This is a genomic window from Xanthomonas sp. CFBP 8445, assembly GCF_025666235.1.
In the GTDB taxonomy this organism is placed as follows: domain Bacteria; phylum Pseudomonadota; class Gammaproteobacteria; order Xanthomonadales; family Xanthomonadaceae; genus Xanthomonas_A; species Xanthomonas_A indica.
Map to the genome: position 1 here is coordinate 2,640,048 of NZ_CP102594.1, position 25,118 is coordinate 2,665,165.

Here is a 25,118-nt window from a genome sequence, read left to right on the forward strand (position 1 = left end):
TCCTTCTTGCAAGGAGCGACAGCGATGAGTCAGGTGCGCGAAACCAATTCCCTCGCCGTGGTCAGCCTGGTCGCCGGCATCCTCGGCTGGACCCTGATGCCGGTGCTGGGCAGCCTCGGCGCGATCGTCACCGGGCATCTGGCGCGCGCGGAGATCCGCCGCCAGCCGCAGCGCTTCCAGGGCGACGGCCTGGCGGTGGGCGGGCTGATCCTGGGTTGGGCCGCGGTGGTGCTGGCCGTGCTGGCGGTACTGGCCTTCGTGCTGTTCTTTGGCGGGCTGGCGTGGTTCGCCAGCACCCAGTCGTGAGCCGGGACACCGCCGCGCCGCGCGAGCGCTTCAGCGACCGCGTCGCCGATTACGTGCGCTATCGCCCCAGCTATCCGCCGGCCCTGCTCGACTGGGTGCACGGCGAGCTTGGCGTGGCCGGCGACGCGCTGGTCGCCGACATCGGTGCCGGCACCGGGATCTCCACCCGCCTGTTCCTGCAGGCCGGGCACCCGACCCTGGCGGTGGAGCCGAATGCGGCGATGCGCGCGGCCGCCGAGCAATTGCTGCAGGACCAGCCGGGCTTCCGCGCCATCGATGGCAGCGCCGAAGCCACCACCCTGGCCGACGCCAGTGTCGACCTGATCAGCGCCGCGCAGGCCTTCCACTGGTTCGACCTGGAGGCGGTGCGCCGCGAATGGGCGCGGGTGTTGCGCCCCGGCGGCCTGGCGCTGGTCTACTGGAACTCGCGCCTGCTCGACGCCACCGCGTTCCTGGAAGGCTACGAGCAACTGCTGCTGGAGTACGGCACCGACTACAGCGCGGTGGCCGAGCGCTACCACGACGATGCCACCATGCAGCGCTGGTTCGGCACCGGCCTGCGCGGCACCGCGCAGTTTCCCAACGAACAGCGCATGGACTTCGAGGCGCTGCGCGGACGCCTGCTGTCGTCCTCCTACGCGCCGCTGCCCGGCCACCCGCGCCACGCGCCGATGCTGGAGGCGCTGCGCACGCTGTTCGACCGGCACCAGCGCGACGGCGTCGTCGCGTTCCATTACCGCACCCGCGCCTTCGCCGGGACGCTGAACTGAGCCACACGCCATGTATTCCCTCGCCCGACCGTTCCTGTTCGCCTTCGATGCCGAGCGCGCCCACGCCCTGGGCCTGCGCGCGATCGAGTTGGCCTACCGCACCGGCACCAACCCGCTGCTGGCGCGCACGATCGCGCCGATGCCCACGCGTGCCTTCGGCCTGGACTTCCCCAATCCGGTCGGACTGGCCGCGGGCCTGGACAAGAACGGCGAACACATCGATGCGCTGCTGGCGCTGGGCTTCGGTTTCGTCGAGATCGGCACGGTCACCCCGCGCGCGCAGGCCGGCAATCCGCTGCCACGCATGTTCCGCCTGCCGCGGCAGCAGGCGGTGATCAACCGCATGGGCTTCAACAACCTGGGCGTGGACGCGCTGGTGCGCAACGTCGAGCGCGCGCGGCGCCGGCGCGGCCTGCTCGGCATCAACATCGGCAAGAACAAGGACACGCCGAACGAAGACGCCGCGTCCGATTACCTGCACTGCCTGGAGAAGGTCTACGCGCTGGCCGACTACATCACCGTCAACATCTCCTCGCCCAACACCGCCGGCCTGCGCGAACTGCAGGAAGAACAGGCGCTGCGGCAGCTGATCGCGCGCCTGCGCGAGGCGCAGGAAGCGCTGGCCGCGCGCCACGGCAAGCGCGTGCCGATGCTGGTCAAGGTGGCGCCGGATCTGAGCGACAGCGACATCGACGCGGCGGCGCGGGTGCTGTCGGATTTGCAGGTGGACGGCGTGATCGCCACCAATACCACGGTTGCCCGCCCCGGCCTGGAGCACGAGCCATTGGGCGCGGAAAGCGGCGGCCTGTCCGGCGCACCGCTGCTGGGCCAGTCCACCCTGGTGCTGCGCCGGCTGCGCGCGCGCCTGCCCGAACACATCCCGCTGATCGGCGTCGGCGGCATCCTGTCCGGGGCCGACGCGGTGGCGAAGATGGCCGCCGGCGCGGCGCTGGTGCAGTGCTACAGCGGGCTGGTGTTCCGCGGGCCGGAACTGATCGGCGAGTGCGTGGAGGCGATGCGCCGGCGCCGCGAAGCGCCCAGCCGCGGGGACGTGGTCGTCCCATGAGCACGACGGCCTGGTCGCTCACCGCGCAGGCGCCGCTGCAGGCGCTCAACACCTTCCACGTCGCCGCGCAGGCGCCGTGGCTGCTGCAGATCTTCGCGCCCGAGGCGCTGCCCGAGGCGCTGCTGGCGCCGGAACTGGCCGGCGCTGCGCTGCTGCCGCTGGGCAGCGGCAGCAACATACTGTTCGCCGGCGATGCGCCCGGGGTGGTGTTGTGCTTCGCCAACCGCAGCATCGACACCCTAGAGCACCGCGCCGACTACGCCATCGTCCGTGCCGGCGCCGGCGTGGGCTGGCACGAACTGGTGATGTGGTCGCTGGCGCAGGGCCTGTCCGGCCTGGAGAACCTGGCGCTGATCCCGGGCACGGTCGGCGCCGCGCCGATCCAGAACATCGGCGCCTACGGCGCGCAGATGGGCGAGTTCGTGCATGTGGTCGAAGCCTACGACCGCGCCGATGCGCGCTTCGTGCGGCTGGACACGGCCGCCTGCGAGTTCGGCTACCGCGACAGCCTGTTCAAGCGCCAGCCCGACCGCTACCTGATCGCCGCGGTGGAGTTCAACCTGCCGCGGCTGCACGCGCTGCGCCTGGACTACGCCGGCATCGGCGAGGAACTGCAGGCGATGGGCATCGCCACGCCCGGCGCGCCCGACGTGGCCCAGGCGGTGATCAACATCCGCCGGCGCAAGCTGCCCGACCCGGACGTGCTCGGCAACGCTGGCAGCTTCTTCAAGAACCCGTTGCTGCCGCTGGAACAGGCACTGGCGTTGCAGCACGAGTTCCCGGCATTGCCGGTATTCCCGGGCGAGGACGACAGTCAGCGCAAGCTGTCGGCAGCCTGGCTGATCGAGGCCTGCGGCTGGAAGGGCTACCGCGACGGCGACGCCGGCGTGTCCGCCGCGCATGCGCTGGTGCTGGTCAACCATGGCCAGGCTAGCGGCGCCGAGCTGCTGGACCTGGCGCGGCGCATCACCGCCTCGGTGCGCGAGCGCTTCGGCGTGGTGCTGGAACCGGAACCGCGCATCGTCGGCGCGCAGTGGTAGCCGCACCCACGCCGCTGCGCGCGGCGCTGCTGATGCTGGCCAGTACGATGGCCTTCGGGCTGATGGTGGTGGCGATCCGGCTGGCCTCGGCACACCTGTCCACGCTGCAGATCGCGTTCTTCCGCAACCTGTTCGGCCTGCTGTTCCTGCTGCCGATGCTGCTGCGGCCGGGCCGGCCGCTGCCGCGCACCGCGCAACTGCCGCGCTACCTGCTGCGCACCGCGATCGGCCTGGTGTCGATGCTGGCCGGGTTCTGGGCGATCGGCCACCTGCCGCTGTCGCAGGCGATCGCCCTGTCCTACTCCACCCCGCTGTTCGCGACCCTGGCCGCGGCCCTGTGGCTGGGCGAGACGGTGCGCCTGCGGCGCTGGCTGGCGGTGCTGTGCGGCTTCGCCGGGGTGCTGCTGATCGTGCGCCCCGGCGCCGCCGCGTTCAGTCCCGGCACCCTGGTGGCGGTGCTGGCGGCGGTGATGAGCGCGCTGGTCGCGATCCAGATCAAGCAACTGGCGCGGGTGGACGACGCCAACACGGTGGTGTTCTACACCTACGCGTTCTGGGTCCCGATGTCGCTGCTGCCGGCGCTGTTCGTGTGGCGCTGGCCGCAGGGCATCGACTGGCTGTGGCTGCTGGCCACCGGCCTGTTCGGCACACTCGGGCAGTTGCTGTGGACGCATGCGCTGCGCCTCGGCGAGGTCTCCGCGCTGACCCCGATCAGCTTCACCCAACTGCCGCTGGTGGCGCTGTTCGGCTGGTGGCTGTTCGACGAGGCCCCGGACGGCGGCACCGTGCTGGGCGCGCTGGTGATCCTGAGCGCCAACGCCTATATCGCCCACCGCGAGGCCGTGCTGGCACGGCGTGCAGCGCGCGCCGGCGCCGGCACCCCGCCGACGCTGGACGCCTGAGCGCCGCGCATGACGCCGCGTCGCGCTCCGGCGTCGTGGCAGTCGCCGGCACGGCCGCCGCGCGCGGTCGCTGCACGCGGCCGATGCCGCTACCATCCTCGCGCACGCGCAACCACGGCAGGCGACGCACGATGAAGACCATCGGCATGATCGGCGGCATGAGCTGGGAATCCACCCTGCCCTACTACCGGCACATCAACGAGACGGTCCGCGCACACCTGGGCGGGCTGCACTCGGCCAGGATCCTGCTGCACAGCGTGGACTTCCACGAGATCGCGCAGTACCAGCGCGACGGCGACTGGGATGCGGCCGGCGCCGCCCTGGCGGCGTCGGCGCGCGCGCTGCAGGCCGGCGGCGCCGATTTCCTGGTGCTGTGCACCAACACCATGCACTGCGTCGCCGACGCGATCGCCGCCGCGGTCCCGCTGCCGCTGCTGCATATCGCCGACGCCACCGCCGATGCGCTGCAGGCCGCCGGCATCGTCCGCGTCGGCCTGCTCGGCACCCGCTTCACCATGGAACAGGCGTTCTACCGCGAACGGCTGCAGCGGCGCGGCTTCGAGGTGCTGATCCCGGACGCGCCGGCGCGCGAGGACGTGCACCGCATCATCTACGAAGAGCTGTGCCAGGGCCTGGTGCTTGCGCCGTCGCGGCTGCGCTACCAGGAGGTGATCGCGGCGCTGCAGGCGCAGGGCGCGGAGGCGGTGATCCTGGGCTGTACCGAGATTTCCCTGCTGATCGGCCCCACCGACGCGGCGATGCCGCTGTTCGACACGACCGCACTGCATGCGCGCGCCGCCGCGCTGCACAGCCTGGCCTAGCGATGCGCAATCAGCCCCCTGCCCTTGTCCCGCACCGCGATGTCGACGCTGCGCGCGCGTGGGCGCCGTTCCGGCGCGGCGCCCTGCTGGTCCTGGCCCTGCTGCTGTGGCCGGCGCTCGGCCGCTGCGCCGTCGCCATTCCGCCGTACACGCCGAACGTGGTCGATCCCGCCGCCACGCTCAGCGCGGACGACACCCAGCGGATCAACGCGGCGCTGCAGCGCCTGCGCGAGCGCCAGCACATCTGGGCCGCGGTCTACATCGTGCCGTCGCTACAGGACGAGCCGATCGAACGCCTGGCCGAACGCGCCTTCCGCACCTGGCAGCTTGGCCAAAAAGGGACGGACAACGGCCTGTTGCTGGTGCTGGCGATGCAGGACCGGCGTTCGCGCTTCGAAGTGGGCTACGGGCTGGAAGGCGTGCTGCCCGACGTGGTCGCCCGGCACGCGCTGGACGACTACCTGGCGCCGCGCCTGCGCCAGGGCGACACCGCCGACGCGATCGTCGCCGCGTTCGACTTCATGGGCCGCGCCGCCGCGCAGGATCCCGCAGCCGTCGCCGAACTGGCGCAACCGGCCGACGACGGCATGCACTGGCGGCGCGGCGCCATCGCCTGGGCGGGCCTGCTGGTGCTGGTGTGGCTGCTGCTGCCGCTGCGCAGTGCCTGGACCGGCGTCCTGCGCAGGCGCCTGCTGCGACGGCACCCGCGCCTGTCGGCCCAGCCCGAGGAACTGGTCCAGGACACCGCACCTGGGGGTTTCTGGGCGTGGTTCATTCGCCTGTTCCTCAGCGCCAACCCCGGCATCTTCGTGATACTGCTGTCGGCCAGGTCGATGACGATGACGGTGATCTTCCTGGCGCTGGAACTGCTGATCCTGGTACTGACCCTGGCCATCGCTGCGCAGCGCTACCGCTCGCCGCAGCGCTACAGTCGCTTCCTGCAGGCGCTCACGCGGCGGCGCAATGCGCTGATCCGCAAAGGGCATATCGCCGAGACCGCGCCCGGGGTGTTCGCCTACACCGCCAGCTACTACGCCGATCAGGCCGCCAGGGAACGCGCCGCGGCCGAGTCCGCAGGATCGTCCTCGTCCTCGTCCTCCAGCAGTAGCTCGTCCTCCGGCGGCGGCAGCTCCGGTGGCGGCGGCGCGAGTTCCAGCTGGTAGGCGGCGCGCACGGAGCCCGGCGCTAGTCGATCGTCCAGCGACCGGCACTGCGGCCAGCGCCGCGGGTCACTCGGCGGATGACTCGGCGGATCCGGCGTTGGCGATCATGCGCTCGAGCAAGCCGAGCAGCAGTTGCTGCTCCTCCGGCTGCAGGCCGGCGCAGACCTGCTGGTCGACGCCGCGCAAGGCCTCGCGGCCAGGTTCCAGCAGCGCGAGTGCCTGGTCGGTCAGGGAGATCGCCGCGCTGCGCTTGTCCGCGGCCGCGCGTTCGCGCTTGATCAGTCCGTCGCGCTCCATGCGCGCGAGCAACTGCGCCATGCTCGGCTGTTCGACGCCGGCCATTCGGGCCAGTTCGCCCTGCGTGCGCTGCTCGCCGTGCTTCAACGCCACCAGCACCGGGAGCTGCGCCGCAGTGATGCCGGCCAGGCGCAGCCGCTCGTCGCTCAGCTTGAGCAGCAGGCGCGCCAGGCGACCGACCACCAACGTCGGCATGGCATGCGGCGTCCACTCGGCAGGCGCGTCAGGCATTGCATAGGATCCTATGTATCTATAAGGTGGCGTCCATGCGCAGCCCCACTCCAACCCGCTCAACCCATCCCAGCGTCGCGATCGTCGGTGGCGGCCCCGCCGGACTCACGGCCGCGGCCATCTTAAACCGCCATCGCTGGGCGGTCTCGGTGTTCGAAGGCGACGCCTCGCTGGAGGCGCGCGACCAAGGCGGCACGCTCGACTTGCACCCGGAAGATGGCCAGTTGGCCCTGCACAAGGCCGGGCTGCTGGAGCGGTTCAAGGCGATTGCGCGCTACGAGGACCAGGAACAGCGATCGTTGGACCACGCCACCGGTGCCGTCCTGCGCGAGGAAGTGCCGCTTCCGGGAACCGGCGATCGCCCGGAGATCGACCGCCTCGTGTTGCGCCGACTCCTGCTGGAAGCGACCGATGGCACCGCCATCCGCTGGGACAGCAAGGTGACCGGCGTGATCGGCAACCGCACCGGGGGCTACCGCTTGCAGTTGCAAGACGGCCTCACGCCCGCCTTCGACATCGTGATCGGCGCAGACGGCGCCTGGTCGCGCGTGCGCAGCGCAGTGACCCCGGTGGTCCCGGCGTACACCGGCGTGACCTTCGTCGAACTGTGGCTGTCCGAGGTGGATACCCGGCATCCGCAAAGCGCCGCGCTGGTCGGGCACGGCACGATGTTCGCGCTGCACGGCCCCACCGGGATCATCGCGCAACGCAACGGCGGCGGGACGATTCGCGTCTATGCCGCCTTCCGCACCGGCCCCGAACACGGCGATTGGCCGGACACCGCCTTGCAGGACATCGACAAGCCCGCCCTGCTGGCGCGCTTCGATGGCTGGTCGGCGACCTTGCGGCGCCTGATCGCCGATGCGGACCGCATCGCCGCCATACGCCCGATCGTGGCCTTGCCGCCGGGACTGCGCTGGCCGCACCGCAGCGGGTTGGCGCTGGTCGGCGATGCGGCGCACGTCATGCCGCCGCTGGGCGTCGGCGTCAACCTGGCCATGCTCGACGCCGCCGAACTCGCCGAAGCCCTGGTCGGCGCCGCGGACTGGCGCGACGCGATGCGACGCTGGGAAGTGGCGATGCTCGACCGTGCCGCCGGGTTCGCCTCGCTGTGCCGCGACGGGTTTGCCGAGATGTTCCCCGACGCAGCGCCCCCGGGCGCGTGAGTGCCACGTCTTGCGGCGCCGCGGCGCGCGCGCCAAGCGACGCGCAGCCCGCGGTGTCCGGCCTTGCGACGCCATGGGTCACAGCGCCGCGATCGCGCTGCCGCGCGTCAGCTCGCCAGCCGCCGTGCGCGCCAGCGCGGCCGGCGCTCGCCGCGGAACAGCAGCAGGTACAGCCCCACCACCCACACCAGCGCCGCGCTCCAGCCGCCCAGGATGTCCGAGGGGTAATGCACGCCCAGGTACACCCGCGACACGCCGACCAGCAGGGTGAAGCTGCCGGCCAGCCACAGCACCGGCCAGCGCCAGCGGGTGCGCCAGCTCAGCGCGATCAGCACCGCCGCCAGGGTCATCGAGCCCATCGCGTGGCCGCTGGGGAAACTGAAGGTGTGGTGCTCGGGCGCGATCGACTCCCACAGGCTGGGCCGGTCGCGCTGGAAGAACTGCTTGGCGCCCATGTTCAGCAGCGCCGAACCGATGAAGGACAGCGCCGCGAACAGCGCCTCGCGCCAGCGGCGCAGGCCCAGCAGCACCAGCACGATCAGCGTGTCCAGCGGAATCACGCCGTACTGGTAGCCGGCCTCGGTGACCACGGTGAAGAACCGGTCCCAGCCGGGGCTGGTCAGGCCGCGCATGCTCCACAACAGCGGCTCGTCGAAGTAGAGGTCTTCCAGCGCATGCACTTCGTCGGCCAGGGCCACGAACACGCCCAGCGGCAGCAGCACCCCGGCGAACAGCAGGATCACGCGCCAGACATTGCGCCGCAGCCAGCGGCGCAGTCCGGCCGCCTCGGCGGCGGACTCACCCGGTGCGGCGGACATAGGTGCGTTCGACGTAGTCGTCGATCAGCGCGACGAACTCGTGGGCGATGTTCTCGCCGCGCAGGGTCACCTTCTTCTCGCCGTCGATGAACACCGGCGCGGCCGGCGCCTCGCCGGTGCCGGGCAGCGAGATGCCGATGTTGGCGTGGCGCGACTCGCCCGGCCCGTTGACCACGCAGCCCATCACCGCCAGGGTCATGCTCTCGGCGCCGGGATGGGTCACCTTCCACTCCGGCATCTTCGCGCGGACGTGGTTCTGCACCACCTTGGCCAGTTCCTGGAAGAACTCGGAGGTGGTGCGGCCGCAGCCCGGGCAGGCGGTGACCAGCGGGGTGAAGGCGCGCTGGCCGGTGGTCTGCAGCAGCTCCTGGGCGACGATCACTTCCTGCGTACGCGACTGCCCCGGCTCCGGGGTCAGCGAGATGCGGATGGTGTCGCCGATGCCTTCCTGCAGCAGCACCGCCAGCGCCGCGCTGGAGGCGACGATGCCCTTGCTGCCGATGCCGGCCTCGGTCAGGCCCAGGTGCAGGGCGAAGTCCGAGCGCTGCGCCAGGTCGCGGTACACCGCGATCAGCTCCTGCACGCCGCTGACCTTGCAGCTGAGCACGATGCGGTCGCGGCCCAGGCCCAGTTCCACCGCACGCTCGGCCGAATCCAGCGCCGAGCGGATCAGCGCCTCGCGCAGCACCCGGCCGGCATCCCACGGCACCTCGCGCCGCGAGTTCTCGTCCATCAGCTGCGCGGCCAGCGCCTGATCCAGCGAGCCCCAGTTGGCGCCGATGCGCACCGGCTTGTCGTACTTGAGCGCGAATTCGATCAGCTGCGCGAACTGGGTGTCCTTCTTCTTGCCGAAGCCGACGTTGCCGGGATTGATCCGGTACTTGGCCAGCGCCTCGGCGCAAGCGGGCTCGGCGGCCAGCAGCTGGTGGCCGTTGTAGTGGAAGTCGCCGATCAGCGGCACCTCGATGCCCATCATCCGCAGCTTGTCGACGATGCGCGGGATCGCCGCGGCCGACTCGGGATTGTTGACCGTCAGGCGCACCAGTTCCGAGCCGGCGCGCCACAGTTCGGCCACCTGCTTGACCGAGGAGGCGACGTCGGCGGTGTCGGTATTGGTCATCGACTGCACCACCACCGGCTTGCCGCCGCCCATGGTGACGCCGCCGATGCGGACCGGCTGGGTGAGACGGCGCGCCCAGGGCGCGGCGTCGGCGGGAGGCGTGGGGCGGCTGACGGCGTCGTACATGCGCCCATTTTAGCCTGCGCGGCGCATCCTGCCGCATGCGCCGGCACCGGCGATTCAGCGAGGCGGCGCCGCTGCGACGGTTTGTCGCAGGCAGGCCCCGGGCCCAGCGCATACGATGCGCAGCATGGACTCCACCGACGCCTCCTTCCTGCGCACCCTGTGCAGCCTGCGCTGGCTGGCCACCGCCGGCCAGGCCGCGACGATCCTGGTGGCGACCTGGCCGCTGCAGTTGCCGCTGCCGCAGGCGCCGCTGTGGGCCGGCGTGGCGGTGCTGGCGCTGTTCAACCTGTACGCGCAACTGCGCCTGCGCCATGCCGACTCGGCCGCGCCGGCCACCGCCTTCGGCCATATCCTGGTCGACGTGACCGTGCTGACCTGGATGGTCGGCTGGAGCGGCGGCATCGGCAACGCCTTCGGCTCGCTGTTCCTGGTGCTGATCGCGCTGGCGGTGCTGGCCCTGCCGCTGCGCTGGGCGCTGGCGGTCGCGCTGGCCTGCGTGGCCGGCTACGCGGTCAGCGCGCTGTTCGGCCTGCCGCTGCCGCACGGCCCCTACCAGGCGCTGGACCTGCAGCGCTGGGGCATGGCGGCCAATTTCCTGCTGTCCACGGTGGTGGTGCTGGTGTTCTCCACCCGCCTGGCGATCGCCATGCGCGAACGCGAGCGCGAGCTGGCGCTGCTGCGCGAGCGCTTCACCCGCAACGAGGGCATCGTCGCCCTGGCCACCCATGCCGCGTCGGTGGCGCACGAACTGAACACGCCGCTGGCGACGATGACCCTGCTCACCGACGACATCGCCGAACAGAGCGACCAGCCGGAACTGCGCGAGGACCTGGACACCCTGCGCGAACTGCTGGTGCAGTGCCGCGAGCGGGTGCTGGCGCTGGCCGCGCCGGCGCAGCGCGCCGGCGGGCAGACCGTGTCGCTGGCGCAGGTGCTGCACCAGTGGCAGTTGGTGCGGCCCACCGTGCGCCTGCGCCGCAACGACGACGCGCCGCTGCAGCTGCGCATGGAAAGCGCCATCGGCCACCTGCTGCAGGTGCTGCTGAACAACGCCGCCGACGCCGGCGAACGCGCCGGCCACCCGCAGGTGGACCTGAACGTGCGCGTCACCGGCAGCGAACTGGTCGGCGAAGTGCGCGACTACGGCGGCGGCTTCGACGCCAACCAGGTCGGCCTGCCGGCCACCCTGTTCCGCAGCGGCAAGCCCGAGAGCATGGGCGTGGGCCTGGCGCTGTCGCATGCGACCATCGAACGCCTGGGCGGCGAGCTGTGGACCGAGCCGGCGCCGGACCACGGCGCCCGGGTCGGCTTCCGCCTGCCGCTGCTCGCCCTGGAGACCTCCGCATGAACACCGACACCCCGCTGGGCCTGCTGGTCGACGACGATCCGCTGTACCTGCGCACCCTGCAGCGCACCCTCGCCCGCCGCGGCCTGGACACGCGTACCGCCGACAGCGCCGCCGCCGCGCTGGCGCTGGCCGCCGAAACGCCGCCGGACTATGCGCTGATCGACCTCAAGCTCGGCGACGAATCCGGCCTGGCGCTGATCCAGCCGCTGCGCGCGATCCGCGCCGACATGCGCATCCTGCTGGTGACCGGCTACGCCAGCATCGCCACCGCGGTGGAGGCGATCAAGCTCGGTGCCGACGACTACCTGCCCAAGCCGGCCACCGTGCCGATGATCCTGCGCGCGATCGGCCTGGAGGCCGAGGAGGACGAGGACGAGGACGGCAGCGACGTGCCGGACGCGATGACTCCGCTCAGCCGCCTGCAGTGGGAACACATCCAGCAGGCCATGCACGAGACCGGCGGCAACGTCTCCGCGGCCGCGCGCCTGCTCGGCATGCACCGCCGGTCGCTGCAACGCAAGCTGGCCAAGCGCCCCAGCCCGCAGCGCGACCCGCCGCGCTGAGCCGCGCGGCGCGGCCTGAACCGCGCCCGGGCCTGGCGCTCAAGTCCCCCGGCGCCGGGCCGCTAACTCGGCATGTTGAAATCTCCGCCCGCCTTGCTGGACGAGCCGCAACGGCTCAGCGCCCTGCACCAGCTCTGCCTGCTGGATACCCCGGCCGACCAGGTCTTCGACCTGGTCACGCAGCTGGCATCCCGCTACCTGCGGGTGCCGATCGCGCTGGTCTCGCTGATCGACGAAAAGCGCCAGTGGTTCAAGTCCCGGGTCGGCCTGGAGGCGGCACAGACACCGCGCAGCCAGGCGTTCTGCGCCTACGCGATCCACAGCCCGGAGCTGATGGTGGTGCCCGATGCGCGCCAGGATCCGCGCTTTCGCGACAACCCGCTGGTCACCGGCCCGCCGTTCATCCGTTTCTACGCCGGCGCACCGTTGCTGATGGCCGACGGTGCCAGCCTCGGCACGCTGTGCGTGATCGACAGCGAGCCGCGCCACGAGTTCGACGAGGTCGCGCGCCGCACCCTGCAGGACCTGCGCGACCTGTTGATGGTGCGCATCGACACGTTGCGCAACAGCGGCTTCGTCGACGCCCTGACCGGGCTGCCCAACCGCAGCCGCTTCAACGACGACCTGACCATGTGGCTGTCGCTGCAGAGCGCGGACCAGCACGACACCGCGGTGGCGATCGACGTGTGCGGCATCGAGTACTTCCGCGACATGGTCAAGGCGCTGGGCTGGGAGTACGCCGAGGGCTATCTGCTGGCCGCGCGCGATCGCCTGCGCCAGGCGCTGAACGGCCTGCCGCTGTACCGCATCGACACCACCACCTTCGTGTTCATCATGGAAGGCAGCGACACAGCGCATCTGGAGTACTGGTGCGAGCACGTCTGCGACGCCTTCGCCGCGGCCATCGACCACCAGGGCATCCCGCATGCGGCCAGCCCCTCGCTGGGCGCGGTGCGCCTGGACGGGGCGCTCAGCGCCAACCATACGGTGCGCTCGCTGACCACCGCGGTAGACATGGCGCGCCAGCGCGGGCAGCGCTGGAGCCTGTACGAGCGCAATCACGACGCCAACCAGCGCAATGCCTTCCGCATCCTGGCCGCCTTGCCCGAGGCGTTGGAAGCGCAGGGCCAGCTGAGCCTGCACTACCAGCCGCGGGTGAGCCTGCGCAGCGGCGAATGCGTGGGCGTGGAGGCGCTGCTGCGCTGGCAGCATCCGTTGCTGGGCGCGGTGGCGCCGAACGACTTCATCCCGCTGGCGGAAAAGACCGCGCTGATGAGCCGGATCACCGCCTGGGTGCTGCGCACCGGCATCGCCCAGGCGGCGCAGTGGCAACAGCGCGGCTATCGCTTCAGCGTCTCGCTGAACGTGTCGGCGGTGGACCTGGAGCAGGTCGATTTCATCCTCCGGCTACAGGCGCTGCTGCAACAGCATGCGCTGGCCCCGGGGGCGCTGGAGATCGAATTCACCGAGAGCGCGATGATCCGCGATCCGCAGCGGGTGGCCGAACAGCTGCAGCAGATCAGCGCGCTCGGGGTGAAGATCGCCATCGACGACTTCGGCACCGGCTACAGCAATCTCGGCTATCTGAAGAACATCCCGGCCAGCGCGCTGAAGATCGACCAGTCGTTCATCCGTGCCCTACCCGACAGCCGCAGCGACGGCATGCTGGTGCCGTCGATGATCCATCTCGGCCACGATTTCGGCCAGCAGGTGGTGGCCGAGGGCATCGAGAGCGAAACCGTGTACCGGATGCTGCGCGACTGGGGCTGCGACGAAGGCCAGGGCTACTGGATCGCGCGGCCGATGACGGCCGAGGCGCTGGACGCCTGGCTGGCCGAGCCGTGGCAGGGCTACGACGCCTGAGCGCACCGCGCCACGGCCCGCCCGTGGCTCACCAGAACACCGCGTACAGCGCCACCAGGATCGCGATCACCGCGGCGGCGCCGAGCTTGAAACCGAGCGTGGTGCCGTAGCGCACGTCGTCGGTGCGGATCAGGTCGCGCGCCGGCGCCTGCGGGGTCAGCAGCGACACCACCACCGCCGCAACGAGCGACAGCACGAACACCAGGCCGATGCGGTCCATGAACGGCAGTTCCGGCCACAGCTTCTTCAGCGCGAACGACAGCAGCACCGAGCCGATCGCCGCGGTCAGCGCGCCGGCCTCGTTGGCGCGCTTCCAGAACAGGCCGAGCATGAAGATCACCACCACGCCCGGGGTGAAGAAGCCGGTGAATTCCTGGATGAACTGGAAGCCCTGGTCGAAATTGCCCAGCAGCGGCCGCGCGGTGAGGATGCCGATCAGCACCGACGTCACCGCGGCCACCCGCCCGACCCGCACCAACTGCGGCTGGTCGGCCTGCGGACGGAACTTGGCGTAGAAGTCCAGGGTGAAGATGGTCGCCACCGAATTGATCTTGGACGCCAGCGAGGCCACGATCGCCGCCACCAGCGCGGCGAACACCAGGCCGAGGATGCCGCTGGGCAGCAGCTGCATCATGGTCGGATAGGCCTGGTCGGGTTTGGCCAGGTCCGGCGCCAGCACCACCGCGGCGATGCCCGGCACCACCACCACCACCGGCATCAGCAGCTTCAGGAAGGCAGCGAACACCATGCCCTTCTGCGCCTCGCCGATGTTCTTGGCCGCCAGCGCGCGCTGGATGATGTACTGGTTGAAGCCCCAGTAGCTGATGTTCATCACCCACAGGCCGCCGAGCAGCACGCTCAGGCCCGGCAGATCCTTGTAGAACGGGTTGTCCCTGGACAGGATCATGTGGAAGTGCTCGGGGTGCGCGTTCCACAGGTGGCGGAAGCCGGCGAGCACGCCGGCGCCGTCGCCGATCCGCGACAGGGTCAGCCCGGCGACCAGCAGGCCGCCCAGCACCAGCAGGGTGACCTGGACGATGTCGGTCAGCGCCACCGCCTTCAGCCCGCCGTACAGCTGGTAAACCAGCGCGAACACGCCGATCAGCGCCAGCGCCAGGGTCTGGTCCATGCCGGTGACCTGGCTCACCGCGATCGAGCCCAGCCACAGGATCGAGGTCAGGTTGACGAACACGTACAGCAGCAGCCAGAACACCGCCATCAGCGTGCGGATCCACTTGCCGTAGCGCTGTTCCAGGAACTGCGGCATGGTGTAGATGCCGTTGCGCAGGAAGATCGGCAGGAAGAACTTGCCGACGATCAGCAGGGTCAGCGCCGCCATCCACTCGTAGGAGGCGATCGCCAGGCCGATCGCATAGCCGGAGCCGGCCATGCCGATGATCTGCTCGGCGGAGATGTTCGCCGCGATCAGCGACGCGCCGATCGCCCACCACGGCAGGGTCTTGCTGGCCAGGAAGTAATCCTCCGCGCTCTTGCGGTGCCCCGCCTTCTCCCGCGACACCCATTGCGCGAGCAGGAAGATGCCCGCCAGGTAGACCACCACGATCGCCACATCCAACGTCGCCAACCCCACTGCCTTCTCCTACGGGCCGCAGCCCTGTCGCACCGTTGTCCATGACGCCGCCCGCATGGGCGGCGCCGCTCGTTCGATAAACCCGTTCGCCGCCTGCGCCGCCGCTCAGTGCAGCGGGCAGTCGACCACGCTCTGCGCCTCGTTGCTGCTGCCCAGCGCGATCCGCGACAGCGCCAGGTCCAGCGCGCCGTCGCTCTCGATCTCCGGCAGACGCTCCAGCCGGGTCAGGTCAGCGCCGCCCGCCGCGAAGCACTTCAACGGCACGCCCAGCGTGCGCCACTCGCCCTTGGGCAGCGCGGCCAAGGCCTTGCCCAGGTCCACGCGCGCGCCGCAGTCGTGGCCGCAGGCCACGCCGATGCGCGCGGCTGCGCTGGGCGCCGCGTCCACCTTCAACGTCAGGATCAGTTGCACGTCGCCATTGCTCTCGCGCGAGACGTCCAGCGGCTTGGGCAACACCAGCGCCAACCCGGACTTGCCGCTGCCGGACCAGACGAAGCGGCGCGCATCCTCCTGCGCCTTATAGTCGATCGCGGTGACCTTCAGCGATCCATCGGCCAGTGCCGCCGGGAAGGTCGCCGCCGGCAGGTTGGTCTGGGCGCCGCCGAACAGGATCAGGTTGATGCCGGTCGCCGGCTTGCCGCGGTCCAGGTACACCCCGCCCACCGCCTGCGCGCCGGACACGCCCGACGCCTCGGACAGGCGGCTCAGATCGCCCTTGTCTTCATAGGTGAGGCCATAGCCGAAGGCGAACTGCGGGTTGTAGTTCTTCTGCCCGACGTTGTTGGCGAACTGCACCGCGGTGCGCGGCCAGGAGAAGCTCAGCTTGCCGTGGAAGTCGTACTGCACGCTGCCGTCGGGCTTGCGCAGCAGCACGTCGGCGATGCCGCCGCCTTCCGAGCCGGGCAACCAGGCCGCGACGAAGGCGTCGGCGGCATTGATCTCGCGGTTCACCCACAGCGGCCGCCCGCTCAGGAACACCGCCACCACCGGGATGCCTTGCGCCTTGAGCGACTTGATCAGGTCCAGATCGCTGTCGTCGCCGGGCTTGTACAGCAGCGTGGCGACGTCGCCCTGGAATTCGGCGTACGGATGTTCGCCGAACACCACCACCGCCACGTCCGGCTTGGTCGCGAACTTGCCGTCCACCGCCAGTTCGGCGCTGCCGCCGGCGGCGCTGACCTGCTGCTGCAGGCCCTCCCAGATGGTGGTGCCGTTGGGGTAGTCGGCGCGCTTGGTGCCGGTGCCCTGCCAGTTGAGGGTCCAGCCGCCGGCCTGCTTGCCCATGTCGTTGGCGCCGTCGCCGGCCACCAGCAGCTTGAGTTGTGGCTTCAGCGGCAACACCTGCTGCTGGTTCTTCAGCAGCACCAGCGACTCGCGCACCGCCTGCCGCGCCACCGCGCGGTGCTCGGGCGCGCCGAGCAGCTCGAACTTGCCGCCCAGCCGGCGCTGCGACGGCTTGCCGGCCTCGAACAGGCCCAGGCGCAGCTTCACCCGCAGGATGCGCCGCACCGCATCGTCCAGCCGCGCCATCGGGATCTGGCCCGACTTCACCGCCTTCAGCGCGTTCTCGTACACGCCCTTCCAGCTGTCCGGCGCCATCAGCATGTCGACACCGGCGTTGAACGCGGCCGGGCAGTCGTCCTTGCGGCAGCCGGGCACCTGGGCATGGCCGTTCCAATCGCCGACCACGAAGCCGCCGAAATGCATCTGCCCTTTCAGCACGTCGGTCAGCATGACCGTGTTGCCGTGCATCTTGACCCCGTTGAAGCTGTTGAACGAGGCCATCACCGTTTGCGCGCCGGCGGCGATGGCCGGCGGATAGCCGGCGCCGTGGATGTCGCGCAGCTGCTGCTCGCTGATCCGGGTATCGCCCTGGTCCTTGCCGTCGGTGGTGCCGCCGTCGCCGAGGAAGTGCTTGACCGAGGAGATCACGTGCGTGCCGTCGAGGAAGCCGGGCGTGCCGGGCACGCCCTGCAGGCCCTCGACCATCTGGCCGGCGAAGCTGGCCACCACCTCGGGCGACTCGGAATAGCCTTCGTAGGTGCGGCCCCAGCGGTCGTCCTGCGGCACCGCCACGGTCGGCGCGAAGGTCCACTCCATGCCGGTGGTGCGGGTCTCGGCGGCGGTGATCTCGCCGATCTTGCGCATCAGTTCCGGGTCGCGGGTCGCGCCCAGGCCGATGTTGTGCGGGAATAGCGTAGCGCCGACGATGTTGCTCTGCCCGTGCACCGCGTCGATGCCGAAGATGATCGGGATCGCCGGGCCGGCGCCGTCGGTCTGCATCGACGCCGCGTAGTAGGCATCGGCCAGCGCCAGCCACTGCGCCGGGCTGGCGTCGTACTTGCCGCCGGGATCGGAATTGCCGCCGGCCAGCACCGAGCCGATGTGGTATTTGCGCACGTCCTCCGGGGTCATGCTGCCGATGTCGCCCTGCACGGTCTGCCCGACCTTCTGCTCCACCGACATCTGCGCCATCAGCTTGGTGATGCGCGCCTCCAGCGCCGGATCCTCCTTCAGCGGCCAGGCCGGCGACGGCCAACGATCCGGGTGGATCGGCGGCGGCGCAGCGGCCGCCACGGCGGGGACCGAACGGCCCGGGACCGCCGCGACCAGGGCCAGCAGGCCCAGCGCAGCGGCCGCGGCCAGCGCAGTGCGAAGCGGCGCGGTCGCGCCAGAAGGCTGTGTATGCAAGAGACTCCCTCCGAGGAACGGCGAACGCATGCCATGTCGCGGCCGGACCGCCCACGCCGAAGTGCGGCCGGCGCCTACGCTTCCCGAATCGCCCCAAGCCTGTCAACCGCGATGCGAGGTATGCCCCAATGCCAGCGGGATATCGGTTGACGCTATAGCGATGGAATACCGGCTTGGCTTGTGGCGGGCTGCGTCCGCGTCGTCGCCCGGCGCCACGCGTCGGCTTCACCGCCGACGATTTGCTGCACCACAGCATCGCGCGTTCCAGCAACTGCGCAACGGGCAACGCGGGCGACGCGGGCGGACGGCACCACGCGGTGCCATGGATGCAGGGCGTGGCCATGCCACGTCATCGCGGCCGCGTCGCACACCTTGCGGAAGGCGCGCGCGACACGGCAACGGCATCCGGTCGATGGCGCAGACGCGCGCGCGCGCAGCGCGACCAACGTGCCGCTCACTCCGGCGCCGTGGCTTGCGGCCGCAACAGCTGCACGCACTTCTCGCACGCCACGTCGATCTTCTCCAGGCAATCGCGCACCAGCGCGTCCTCTCCCCGTTCCGCCGCACGCTTGGCCAAGCGTCCGGCCATGCAAATGGCATTGACCTGGTTGCGCAGGTCATGCATCCGTTCTTGTTCGCTCATCGTCGTCCCTCACATCCATCCCCCCTTTTTGCAGCTTAGGCAGGCGTCGTGAACGCCATGCGCAAAATGCGCGCAGCGCGTCTTCACTTCGGTACGGCCGGCGTCGCGCTCGGCATGCACACGCACCGCATCGCCGCCCCGCGCCTGGGGGCGGCGCTACCGACGCTGGCGCCGGCGCGTGCTGGTGTACCGGCGGATCTCGGCGAACAAGGCATCGATCGCCACCGGCTTGCTGATGTGCGAGGTGAAGCCCGCGGCGAGCGCGCGCGCCACGTCGGCCTGCGTGCCGAACCCGGACAGCGCCAGCGCCGGCACGTCCGCGTAGTGCGGCAACTGCCGCAACCGGGTGATCAACGTCAGCCCGTTCATGTCGGGCATGCCGATATCCGACAACACGATGTCGAACTGCGAGGCCGCCGCCAGTTCCAGCGCGGCCGCGCCGGTGGTGGCGACGTAGACCTGCGCGCCTTCCAGCTCCAGCAACGCCGCCAGCGACTCCACGGTGTCGCGGCTGTCGTCCACCACGAGCACGTGCAGGCCGGCGCACGCGGGCCCACCCACCTCATCTTCCGCGTCGAGCGGCGGCGCACTGGGCCTGGCCAGCGGCAGCCACACCACGAAGGTGCTGCCCTTGCCGATGCCGGGCGAGAGGGCTTCCACGCGCCCGCCCTGCTGGTCCACGAGTTGCCGCACCAGCGCCAGGCCGATGCCCATGCCGGTCTGCTTGCTGGCCGCGCGTGCCGCGGCCTGGCCGAACATGTCGAATACCCGCGGCAGGAAATCCGGGCTGATGCCCTGCCCGGTGTCTTCCACCGCCAGCCGGCCGTAGCCGCCGGCGGTGGACACGCGCACGGTGACCAGCCCGCCGGCAGGGGTGAACTTGATGGCGTTCGACACCAGGTTCCAGACGATCTGCTCCACCCGTTGCGGATCGCCGCGGACCAGCACCTCTTCGTCGTCGCTGAGCAGCCGCAGCTGCAGCGCGGCGGCGGCGGCATCGGCGGCGGCCACCTCCACGATGTTGCGGATCAGCGGCAGCAACGGCAGGTCGGCGATGTGCAGATGCAGCTTGCCGGTGCGGATCCGCGACAGGTCCAGCAGGTCGTCGATGATCTTGGCCTGGCCCTGCACTGCACGCTTGATCACCTCGGCGGTACCGGCGCCCTTGGCCGAGGCGCGCACCTCGGGCATGCGCGACAGCAGCTCGATGTTGACGCTGATCAGGTTCAACGGATGCTTCAGTTCGTGCGACATCACCGCCAGGAAATCGCCCTTCAGATCCTGCTCGCCTGGGTCCGCGCTCGGCGCCGGCGCACTGGCGTAAGCACCGGATACCGCCGCGTCCGAGGGCGCCGGCCACAGCAGCTTCAGGGTCATGCCATCGAGCGCCACGCTGGTGGCGATCAGATCGCAGGTCCTGCCGTCGCGGCAGTGCAGGCGCAGGCGCTCGCTGCGCGCGTCGCCGCCGTCCTGAGCGGCCTGCGCGTCGTCGGACGATTGCGGCGCAGCGGCATGCAGGCGTGCGAACGGCGTGCCCAGCACCTCGTCGGCGCGGTGGCCGAGCAGGCGGCTGGCGACCGCGCTCCAACGCTGGATCACGCCCTCGGCATCCAGCGTCACCACCGCCGGCTCGCCGCCGCGATGCAGCGCCGGCGCGCGCGCCTGCCGTTCGGCCAGGCGCAAGCGGGTCAGGTCGACGAAGGTCAACACCGCGCCGTCGATGCGGTTCTCCTGCGTGCGGTACGGCAACACCCGGGCGATATAGCAGCGCCCGTCGACGGCGTGCACCTCGCGCTCGCGCACCTGCAGCGACGCGAACGCGGCGCGCACGTCATCGGCCAGTTGCGGGTAGTCCAGGCGGTGGGTGATGTCCAGCAGGCGCCGGCCGATGTCGGCGGGAATGATGCTGAAAATCGCCTCGGCGTGCGGGGTATAGCGTTTGATCCGCAGTTCGGCGTCGACGAAGATCGTGGCGATCTCGGTGGAGGCGATGAAGTTGCGCAGGTCGTCGTTGATCTCCGCCGACTCCTCGACCTTGCTCTTCAGCTCGTAGTTGACCGTGGTCAACTCCTCGTTGAGCGACTGCAGCTCTTCCTTACTGGTCTCCAGTTCCTCGGTGGCCGAGCGCAACTCCTCGTTGATCGCCTGCAGTTCCTCGTTGGAGGCCTTCAGTTCCTCGGTCGAGGTCTCGGACTGTTCGATGGTGGTCTGCAGCCGATCGCGGGTGGCCTGCAGCTCCTCCTCCAGGCGCAGCAGCACCGCGTCCTTGGCCGGCAGTCCGGGACTGTCGAGCTGCTTGGGGCTGAGCGTGTCGTCGACCTCGTCGAAGAACACCAGCATGAAGTTGGCGTCGGCATCGGGATCGCGGAACGGCCGCACCACCATGTTGAGGTAGCTGTGCACGCCATCGCGCTCCAGCCGTACCTGCCGCGCCTCGACGCTGCGCTTGCTGTGCATCGCCTGGAACAACGCACTGCGCAGTTCCAGCCGCAATGCCGGGTCGACCACCGTCAGCAGGTTGTAGCTGGGCTCGCCACCGGCGAACTTCATGAAGCGGCCGACCTCGCTGGACATGTGCACGATGGTGTAGTCCTGGTCGATGACTACGCTTGGCGGGGCGTAGTGTTCGAGCACGCGCTGATGCACTTCGGCGAAGGAAAAGCCGCGCGTGCGCGCCGCGGTAGTCGGCAACTGGCTGGCGGTATGGCCGACGCGCAGCGGCAGGGTCGGCGTCAGCGTGCTGCGCGATTGCGTGCGAGCGCGGAAGATCCGGTTCTTTTTGTCCACCGGCTCGAACAGCGCCGGGGCCGCGTCGGCCGACTCGGAACTGCCCAGGAACAGATAACCGCCCGGTACCAGCGCGAAATGGAACATCTGCAGCAGCCGTGCCTGGATGTCGCGGTCCAGGTAGATCAGCAGGTTGCGGCAACTGATCAGGTCGACCCGCGAGAACGGCGGGTCGCGCAGCATGTTGTGCAGGGCGAACAGCACGCGGTCACGCACATGCTTGCGGACCCGGTACTGGTGCTGCTCGCGGTTGAAATACTCGCGCAGTCGCGCCGGCGGCACGTCGGTGACGATCGAATCCGGATACAGCCCGGCCCGCGCCCGCGCCAGCGCGCGTTCGTCGATGTCGGTGGCGAACACCTGGATCGGCGGCGGCGCTTCCATCCGCGCGGCCTCGTCGCACAGCAACATCGCCAGCGAGTACGGCTCTTCGCCGGTGGCGCAGCCGGGCGTCCACACCCGCACCCCGCCGCTGTCGCGGCCGCGCTCCATCAGCGCCGGCAGGATGTCCCGCTCCAGCGCCTCGAAGGCCTCGCGATCGCGGAAGAAATTGGTCACGCTGATCAGCATGTCGGCCAGCAGCGCGGCGGTCTCGGCCGGATTGGCGACCAGGAAGTCGCGATAGCTGCCGATGTCTTTCAACAGGTTCACCTGCAGGCGCCGCTCGATGCGGCGCAGGACCGTGGCGCGCTTGTAGTGGTGGAAATCGTGGCCGGTGCGCGTGGCGAGAATCGCGAGGATCTCGCGCAGCGCCTCCTCGTCGCTGCGGCTGGCCTGCACCTTGTTCGCCAGGGTCGGCTCGTCGATGTCGCCGCGCGCCGGCAGCACGATCTGCCGGGCGTTCTGCCACAACTGCAGCAAGGTCTGCGGCATCTCCGCCGCCGGCAACACGAAATCGACGAAGCCGCTGCCGATCGCGTTGCGCGGCATGGCGTCGTACTCGCAGTCTTCCGGCAACTGCGCCATGGTCACGCCGCCGTGCTCCTTGAGCGCGGCCACGCCCAGCGAACCGTCGGCACCGGTGCCCGACAGCACGATGCCGATGGCGCGGTCGCGATGCGCCAGCGCCAGCGTGCGGAAGAAGGTGTCGATCACCGTGTGCCGACCGCGCGGACGCTGCGCCGTTTGCACGACCAGGGTGCCGTCGTTCATCAGCAGGTCCAGCGACGGCGAGATCACGTACACGTGATTGGGCTGGATCTTGTGCGGCTCGGCGACCTGCACCACCGGCATGCGCGTGCAGCGCTGCAGCAACTGGTCGGCATTGCTCTCGTGCTTGGGCGACAGGTGCAGGACGATGACGAAGGCCATGCCGTTGTCGGCCGGCAGGTTCGACAGCAGCGCCGATACCGCCGCCAGCCCGCCCGCGGACGCGCCGATGCCGACCACCGGGAACTCGAGCGTGCTGGTCTGGACCGTCTGCTCGGCTGTTCCCGCGTCGTCTTGCATCATCGTTCCGATAGCTGAAGGGATTGAAGCGGCGTTCATCTTAGCGCCAGGCCGCGTATCGGCACTGTCTGCACTGTGCGCGCAAACATTCACGCGCCGTCGACATTGGCGCGACAGACCGCGCGCGGCGCGCTGCTGCAGCTACGGCATGCATCGCGATGCGCATGTGCCGAGACTGTGTCAGCCTTGCAGACGCTGGGGAGACAAAGGGACGGCCGGCGGCGCCCGCAGGCAGGGGGCCACGACCGAGACGGTCGCGCCGCGGGGCGGCGTCGGCCGCCGCCTCGCGGTGGTGCGCAACGCGCGAAGGCTCAGCCCTGCAACCGCGCCAACACCGCGCGCGTGACCGGGTCGGCGACCTCGGTGGACTCGCCCTGCAGCGCCGGCAGCAACTGGCTGGCCAGTTGCTTGCCCAGTTCGACGCCGAACTGGTCGAAGGCGTTGATGCCCCAGACCACCGACTGCACGTACACGCTGTGCTCGTACATCGCGATCAGCGCGCCCAGCGCCTGCGGGGTCAGCGCGTCGAGCAGGATCAGGGTGCTGGGGCGGCCGCCCGGATAGTCGCGGGCCGGATCGTCGCTGCCCTGCCCGTTCGCCAGCGCCTCGGTCTGCGCCAACAGATTGGCCAGCAGCGCCTGGTGGTTGACGGTGTACGGATCGTCGTTGCGGATGCAGCCGATGAAATCGGCCGGCACGATGCTGGTGCCCTGGTGCAGCGCCTGAAAGAAGCTGTGCTGCACGTCGGTGCCGGCGCCGCCCCACCACACCGGCACGGTGTCGGCCTCGACCGGGCTGCCGTCCAGGCGCACGCGCTTGCCCAGGCTTTCCATCACCAGTTGCTGCAGGTAGGCCGGCAGCAGCGCCAGGCGCTGGTCGTAGGTCATCACCGCCTGCGTCGCGTAGCCAAGCAGGTTGCGGTTCCACAGCGTGGTCAGGCCGTGCAGCACGGCCACATTGCGCTCCAGCGGCGCGGTCAGGGCGTGTTCGTCGAACTGCGCGGCGCCTTCAAGCAACTGTTCGAAGGCGTCGGCGCCGATCGCCAGCGCGATCGGGAAGCCCACCGCCGACCACAGCGAGTAGCGGCCGCCGACCCAGTCCCACATCGGCAGCACGCGGCCGGCGGCGATGTCGAAGGCCTTGGCGGCGCGCTCGGGGTTGGCGCTGACCGCGTACAGGCGCTCGCTGCCGCCCAGCCAGTCGCGCAGGATCTGGCCGTTGAGCAGGGTTTCCTGGGTGCCGAAGGTCTTGGAGATCAGCACGCCAGCGGTGCGCGCCGGATCCAGCGTGGCCAGGGTGCGCTGCATCGCCGCGCCGTCCACGTTGGAGACGAAATGCACGCGGAAACGCGCGCCGGCGACCGGACGCAGCGCGTCGGCGACCAGGCGCGGGCCGAGATCGGAGCCGCCGATGCCGACGCTGACGATGTCGGTGACCTCGGTCTGCGCCAGGGCGTCGATCAGCGCGCGCATGCGCTGCTGCACCTCGCGGGCGCTGGCGTGGGCCTGGCTGGCCACCGGCGCGCCGGTGAGGTCACCGCGCAGCGCGGTATGCAGCGCGGCGCGGCCTTCGGTGACGTTGACCGTTTCGCCGCGGAACAGGCGCTGGAAGGCGCCGGCCAGGTCGTGCTCGGCGGCCAGCGCCAGCAGCGCGTCGAGCGCGGCGCGGTCGTACTTCTGCCGCGCGAAATTGAAGTACAGCGGTCCGACCTGCAGCGCCAACGTCTCGGCACGGCCGGGTTCGGCCGCCAGCAGGTCGGGAAGGCGCGCCCCGCGCAAGCGCTGGGCGTGGGAATGCAGTGCGTCGAAACCGGTGGACTGTGTCATGCGGCCTGCTTTGGGATGCTGTGGTTGGTGTGGGTGATCTTGTTGTTGCCGTCCACGTAGACCAGGGTCGGCTGGAAGCGCGCGGCTTCCTCTTCGCTCATGCCGGCAAAGGCGGCGATGATGATCAGGTCGCCGACCTGCACGTGGCGCGCGGCGCCGCCGTTGAGCGAGATGATGCCGCTACCCTCGTCGGCGCGGATCGCATAGGTGCTGAACCGCGCGCCGTTGGTCACGTCCCAGATGTGCACCTGCTCGAACTCGCGGATGCCGGTCGCGTCCAGCAGCAGCCCGTCGATGGCGATCGAGCCTTCGTAGTTCAACTCGGAATGGGTGACGGTGGCGCGGTGGATCTTGGTCTTCAACAGGCTCAGTTGCATGGGGCGGGACTGCGGTGAGGAAAGGCGCGCAGTTTAGCAGCCGAGGGTTAGGTGGCGGTGGTGACCGGGCCGCCTCGCATCCAGCACCGCAGGAGCGGCTTCAGCCGCGACAGGCGTTCACGGGAAGCCCGGTCGCGGCTGAAGCCGCTCCTAC

At 70.3% G+C, this 25,118-nt stretch carries 20 protein-coding genes; 11 read left to right on the forward strand and 9 right to left on the reverse strand.

Annotated elements, in window-relative coordinates; genetic code table 11:
* Window positions 1-24 precede the first annotated feature (24 nt).
* The 7 genes from NUG21_RS11220 to NUG21_RS11250 all read left to right on the forward strand — a co-directional run bounded on the left by NUG21_RS11220 (window position 25) and on the right by NUG21_RS11250 (window position 6,068).
* Window positions 25-306, forward strand: coding sequence for a DUF4190 domain-containing protein (locus NUG21_RS11220; protein WP_160946615.1), 282 nt, complete (start codon window positions 25-27; stop codon window positions 304-306).
* Window positions 303-1,076 carry a class I SAM-dependent methyltransferase gene (locus NUG21_RS11225; protein WP_263390890.1) on the forward strand — a complete coding sequence of 258 codons (774 nt, stop codon included), beginning with the start codon at window positions 303-305 and terminating at the stop codon, window positions 1,074-1,076. The genes NUG21_RS11220 and NUG21_RS11225 overlap by 4 nt, the downstream gene beginning before the upstream one ends.
* A gap of 10 nt (window positions 1,077-1,086) precedes the next feature.
* Entirely contained in the window at window positions 1,087-2,142 is a 1,056-nt protein-coding gene (locus NUG21_RS11230; RefSeq protein ID WP_263390891.1) for a quinone-dependent dihydroorotate dehydrogenase, read from the forward strand.
* Complete coding sequence (gene murB, locus NUG21_RS11235) at window positions 2,139-3,182, forward strand: UDP-N-acetylmuramate dehydrogenase (protein ID WP_263390892.1); 1,044 nt, start codon at window positions 2,139-2,141, stop codon at window positions 3,180-3,182. The genes NUG21_RS11230 and murB overlap by 4 nt, the downstream gene beginning before the upstream one ends.
* Window positions 3,176-4,084 (forward strand): DMT family transporter, encoded by a 909-nt coding sequence (locus NUG21_RS11240; protein WP_263390893.1) that lies wholly within the window; start codon window positions 3,176-3,178, stop codon window positions 4,082-4,084. The genes murB and NUG21_RS11240 overlap by 7 nt, the downstream gene beginning before the upstream one ends.
* A 131-nt stretch (window positions 4,085-4,215) precedes the next feature.
* Complete coding sequence (locus tag NUG21_RS11245) at window positions 4,216-4,905, forward strand: aspartate/glutamate racemase family protein (protein WP_263390894.1); 690 nt, start codon at window positions 4,216-4,218, stop codon at window positions 4,903-4,905.
* Window positions 4,906-4,907: 2 nt separating this feature from the next.
* Complete coding sequence (locus NUG21_RS11250; protein WP_263390895.1) at window positions 4,908-6,068, forward strand: TPM domain-containing protein; 1,161 nt, start codon at window positions 4,908-4,910, stop codon at window positions 6,066-6,068.
* A gap of 66 nt (window positions 6,069-6,134) precedes the next feature.
* On the opposite strand, the gene NUG21_RS11255 is transcribed toward NUG21_RS11250, so the two are convergent.
* Entirely contained in the window at window positions 6,135-6,596 is a 462-nt protein-coding gene (locus NUG21_RS11255) for a MarR family winged helix-turn-helix transcriptional regulator (RefSeq protein WP_263390896.1), read from the reverse strand.
* A 35-nt stretch (window positions 6,597-6,631) separates the two neighbouring features.
* Between NUG21_RS11255 and NUG21_RS11260 the strand changes: the two genes are divergently transcribed.
* A complete protein-coding gene (locus NUG21_RS11260) occupies window positions 6,632-7,762 on the forward strand; it encodes an FAD-dependent oxidoreductase (RefSeq protein ID WP_263390897.1) in 1,131 nt (376 codons plus the stop codon).
* Between the two features lie 107 nt (window positions 7,763-7,869).
* Here the strand turns inward: NUG21_RS11260 and NUG21_RS11265 are convergent, their stop codons facing one another.
* Together NUG21_RS11265 and ispG are read right to left on the reverse strand one after the other, a co-directional pair.
* A complete protein-coding gene (locus NUG21_RS11265; protein WP_263390898.1) occupies window positions 7,870-8,580 on the reverse strand; it encodes a phosphatase PAP2 family protein in 711 nt (236 codons plus the stop codon).
* Window positions 8,561-9,826 (reverse strand): flavodoxin-dependent (E)-4-hydroxy-3-methylbut-2-enyl-diphosphate synthase, encoded by a 1,266-nt coding sequence (ispG, locus tag NUG21_RS11270; protein WP_017913396.1) that lies wholly within the window; start codon window positions 9,824-9,826, stop codon window positions 8,561-8,563. The genes NUG21_RS11265 and ispG overlap by 20 nt, the downstream gene beginning before the upstream one ends.
* Window positions 9,827-9,950: 124 nt before the next feature.
* Here ispG and NUG21_RS11275 point away from each other — a divergent pair, with 124 nt between their 5' ends.
* The 3 genes from NUG21_RS11275 (at window position 9,951) to NUG21_RS11285 (ending at window position 13,600) form a co-directional block, all read left to right on the forward strand.
* Window positions 9,951-11,174, forward strand: a complete 1,224-nt coding sequence (locus NUG21_RS11275; protein ID WP_242080933.1) for an ATP-binding protein — start codon at window positions 9,951-9,953, stop codon at window positions 11,172-11,174.
* Complete coding sequence (locus NUG21_RS11280; protein WP_242161349.1) at window positions 11,171-11,737, forward strand: response regulator transcription factor; 567 nt, start codon at window positions 11,171-11,173, stop codon at window positions 11,735-11,737. Before NUG21_RS11275 ends, NUG21_RS11280 begins: the two co-directional genes overlap by 4 nt.
* 72 nt (window positions 11,738-11,809) lie before the next feature.
* Entirely contained in the window at window positions 11,810-13,600 is a 1,791-nt protein-coding gene (locus NUG21_RS11285) for a sensor domain-containing phosphodiesterase (RefSeq protein ID WP_263390899.1), read from the forward strand.
* A gap of 28 nt (window positions 13,601-13,628) precedes the next feature.
* On the opposite strand, the gene NUG21_RS11290 is transcribed toward NUG21_RS11285, so the two are convergent.
* The 6 genes from NUG21_RS11290 to panD form a co-directional block, all read right to left on the reverse strand.
* Entirely contained in the window at window positions 13,629-15,191 is a 1,563-nt protein-coding gene (locus tag NUG21_RS11290) for a sodium/sugar symporter (RefSeq protein WP_160946604.1), read from the reverse strand.
* A 105-nt stretch (window positions 15,192-15,296) separates the two neighbouring features.
* Entirely contained in the window at window positions 15,297-17,837 is a 2,541-nt protein-coding gene (locus NUG21_RS11295; RefSeq protein WP_317852490.1) for a glycoside hydrolase family 3 protein, read from the reverse strand.
* A 499-nt stretch (window positions 17,838-18,336) separates the two neighbouring features.
* A complete protein-coding gene (locus NUG21_RS11300; RefSeq protein ID WP_263390901.1) occupies window positions 18,337-18,525 on the reverse strand; it encodes a hypothetical protein in 189 nt (62 codons plus the stop codon).
* 156 nt (window positions 18,526-18,681) lie between these two features.
* Window positions 18,682-22,761, reverse strand: coding sequence for a CheR family methyltransferase (locus NUG21_RS11305; RefSeq protein ID WP_263390902.1), 4,080 nt, complete (start codon window positions 22,759-22,761; stop codon window positions 18,682-18,684).
* Between the two features lie 311 nt (window positions 22,762-23,072).
* Window positions 23,073-24,587, reverse strand: a complete 1,515-nt coding sequence (gene pgi, locus NUG21_RS11310; protein ID WP_263390903.1) for a glucose-6-phosphate isomerase — start codon at window positions 24,585-24,587, stop codon at window positions 23,073-23,075.
* Window positions 24,584-24,964 (reverse strand): aspartate 1-decarboxylase, encoded by a 381-nt coding sequence (panD, locus tag NUG21_RS11315; RefSeq protein WP_019798646.1) that lies wholly within the window; start codon window positions 24,962-24,964, stop codon window positions 24,584-24,586. Before panD ends, pgi begins: the two co-directional genes overlap by 4 nt.
* Between the last annotated feature and the right edge of the window lie 154 nt (window positions 24,965-25,118).

Excerpts from the sequence above, each read along its gene's own strand:
- NUG21_RS11220 (WP_160946615.1), top strand. The coding sequence starts at position 25 with ATGAGTCAGGTGCGCGAAACCAATTCCCTCGCCGTGGTCAGCCTGGTC.
- NUG21_RS11230 (WP_263390891.1), top strand. The coding sequence starts at position 1,087 with ATGTATTCCCTCGCCCGACCGTTCCTGTTCGCCTTCGATGCCGAGCGC.
- murB (WP_263390892.1), top strand. The coding sequence starts at position 2,139 with ATGAGCACGACGGCCTGGTCGCTCACCGCGCAGGCGCCGCTGCAGGCG.
- NUG21_RS11245 (WP_263390894.1), top strand. The coding sequence starts at position 4,216 with ATGAAGACCATCGGCATGATCGGCGGCATGAGCTGGGAATCCACCCTG.
- NUG21_RS11250 (WP_263390895.1), top strand. The coding sequence starts at position 4,908 with ATGCGCAATCAGCCCCCTGCCCTTGTCCCGCACCGCGATGTCGACGCT.
- NUG21_RS11255 (WP_263390896.1), bottom strand. The coding sequence starts at position 6,596 with ATGCCTGACGCGCCTGCCGAGTGGACGCCGCATGCCATGCCGACGTTG.
- NUG21_RS11260 (WP_263390897.1), top strand. The coding sequence starts at position 6,632 with ATGCGCAGCCCCACTCCAACCCGCTCAACCCATCCCAGCGTCGCGATC.
- NUG21_RS11265 (WP_263390898.1), bottom strand. The coding sequence starts at position 8,580 with ATGTCCGCCGCACCGGGTGAGTCCGCCGCCGAGGCGGCCGGACTGCGC.
- ispG (WP_017913396.1), bottom strand. The coding sequence starts at position 9,826 with ATGTACGACGCCGTCAGCCGCCCCACGCCTCCCGCCGACGCCGCGCCC.
- NUG21_RS11275 (WP_242080933.1), top strand. The coding sequence starts at position 9,951 with ATGGACTCCACCGACGCCTCCTTCCTGCGCACCCTGTGCAGCCTGCGC.
- NUG21_RS11280 (WP_242161349.1), top strand. The coding sequence starts at position 11,171 with ATGAACACCGACACCCCGCTGGGCCTGCTGGTCGACGACGATCCGCTG.
- NUG21_RS11285 (WP_263390899.1), top strand. The coding sequence starts at position 11,810 with ATGTTGAAATCTCCGCCCGCCTTGCTGGACGAGCCGCAACGGCTCAGC.
- NUG21_RS11300 (WP_263390901.1), bottom strand. The coding sequence starts at position 18,525 with ATGAGCGAACAAGAACGGATGCATGACCTGCGCAACCAGGTCAATGCC.
- NUG21_RS11305 (WP_263390902.1), bottom strand. The coding sequence starts at position 22,761 with ATGCAAGACGACGCGGGAACAGCCGAGCAGACGGTCCAGACCAGCACG.
- pgi (WP_263390903.1), bottom strand. The coding sequence starts at position 24,587 with ATGACACAGTCCACCGGTTTCGACGCACTGCATTCCCACGCCCAGCGC.
- panD (WP_019798646.1), bottom strand. The coding sequence starts at position 24,964 with ATGCAACTGAGCCTGTTGAAGACCAAGATCCACCGCGCCACCGTCACC.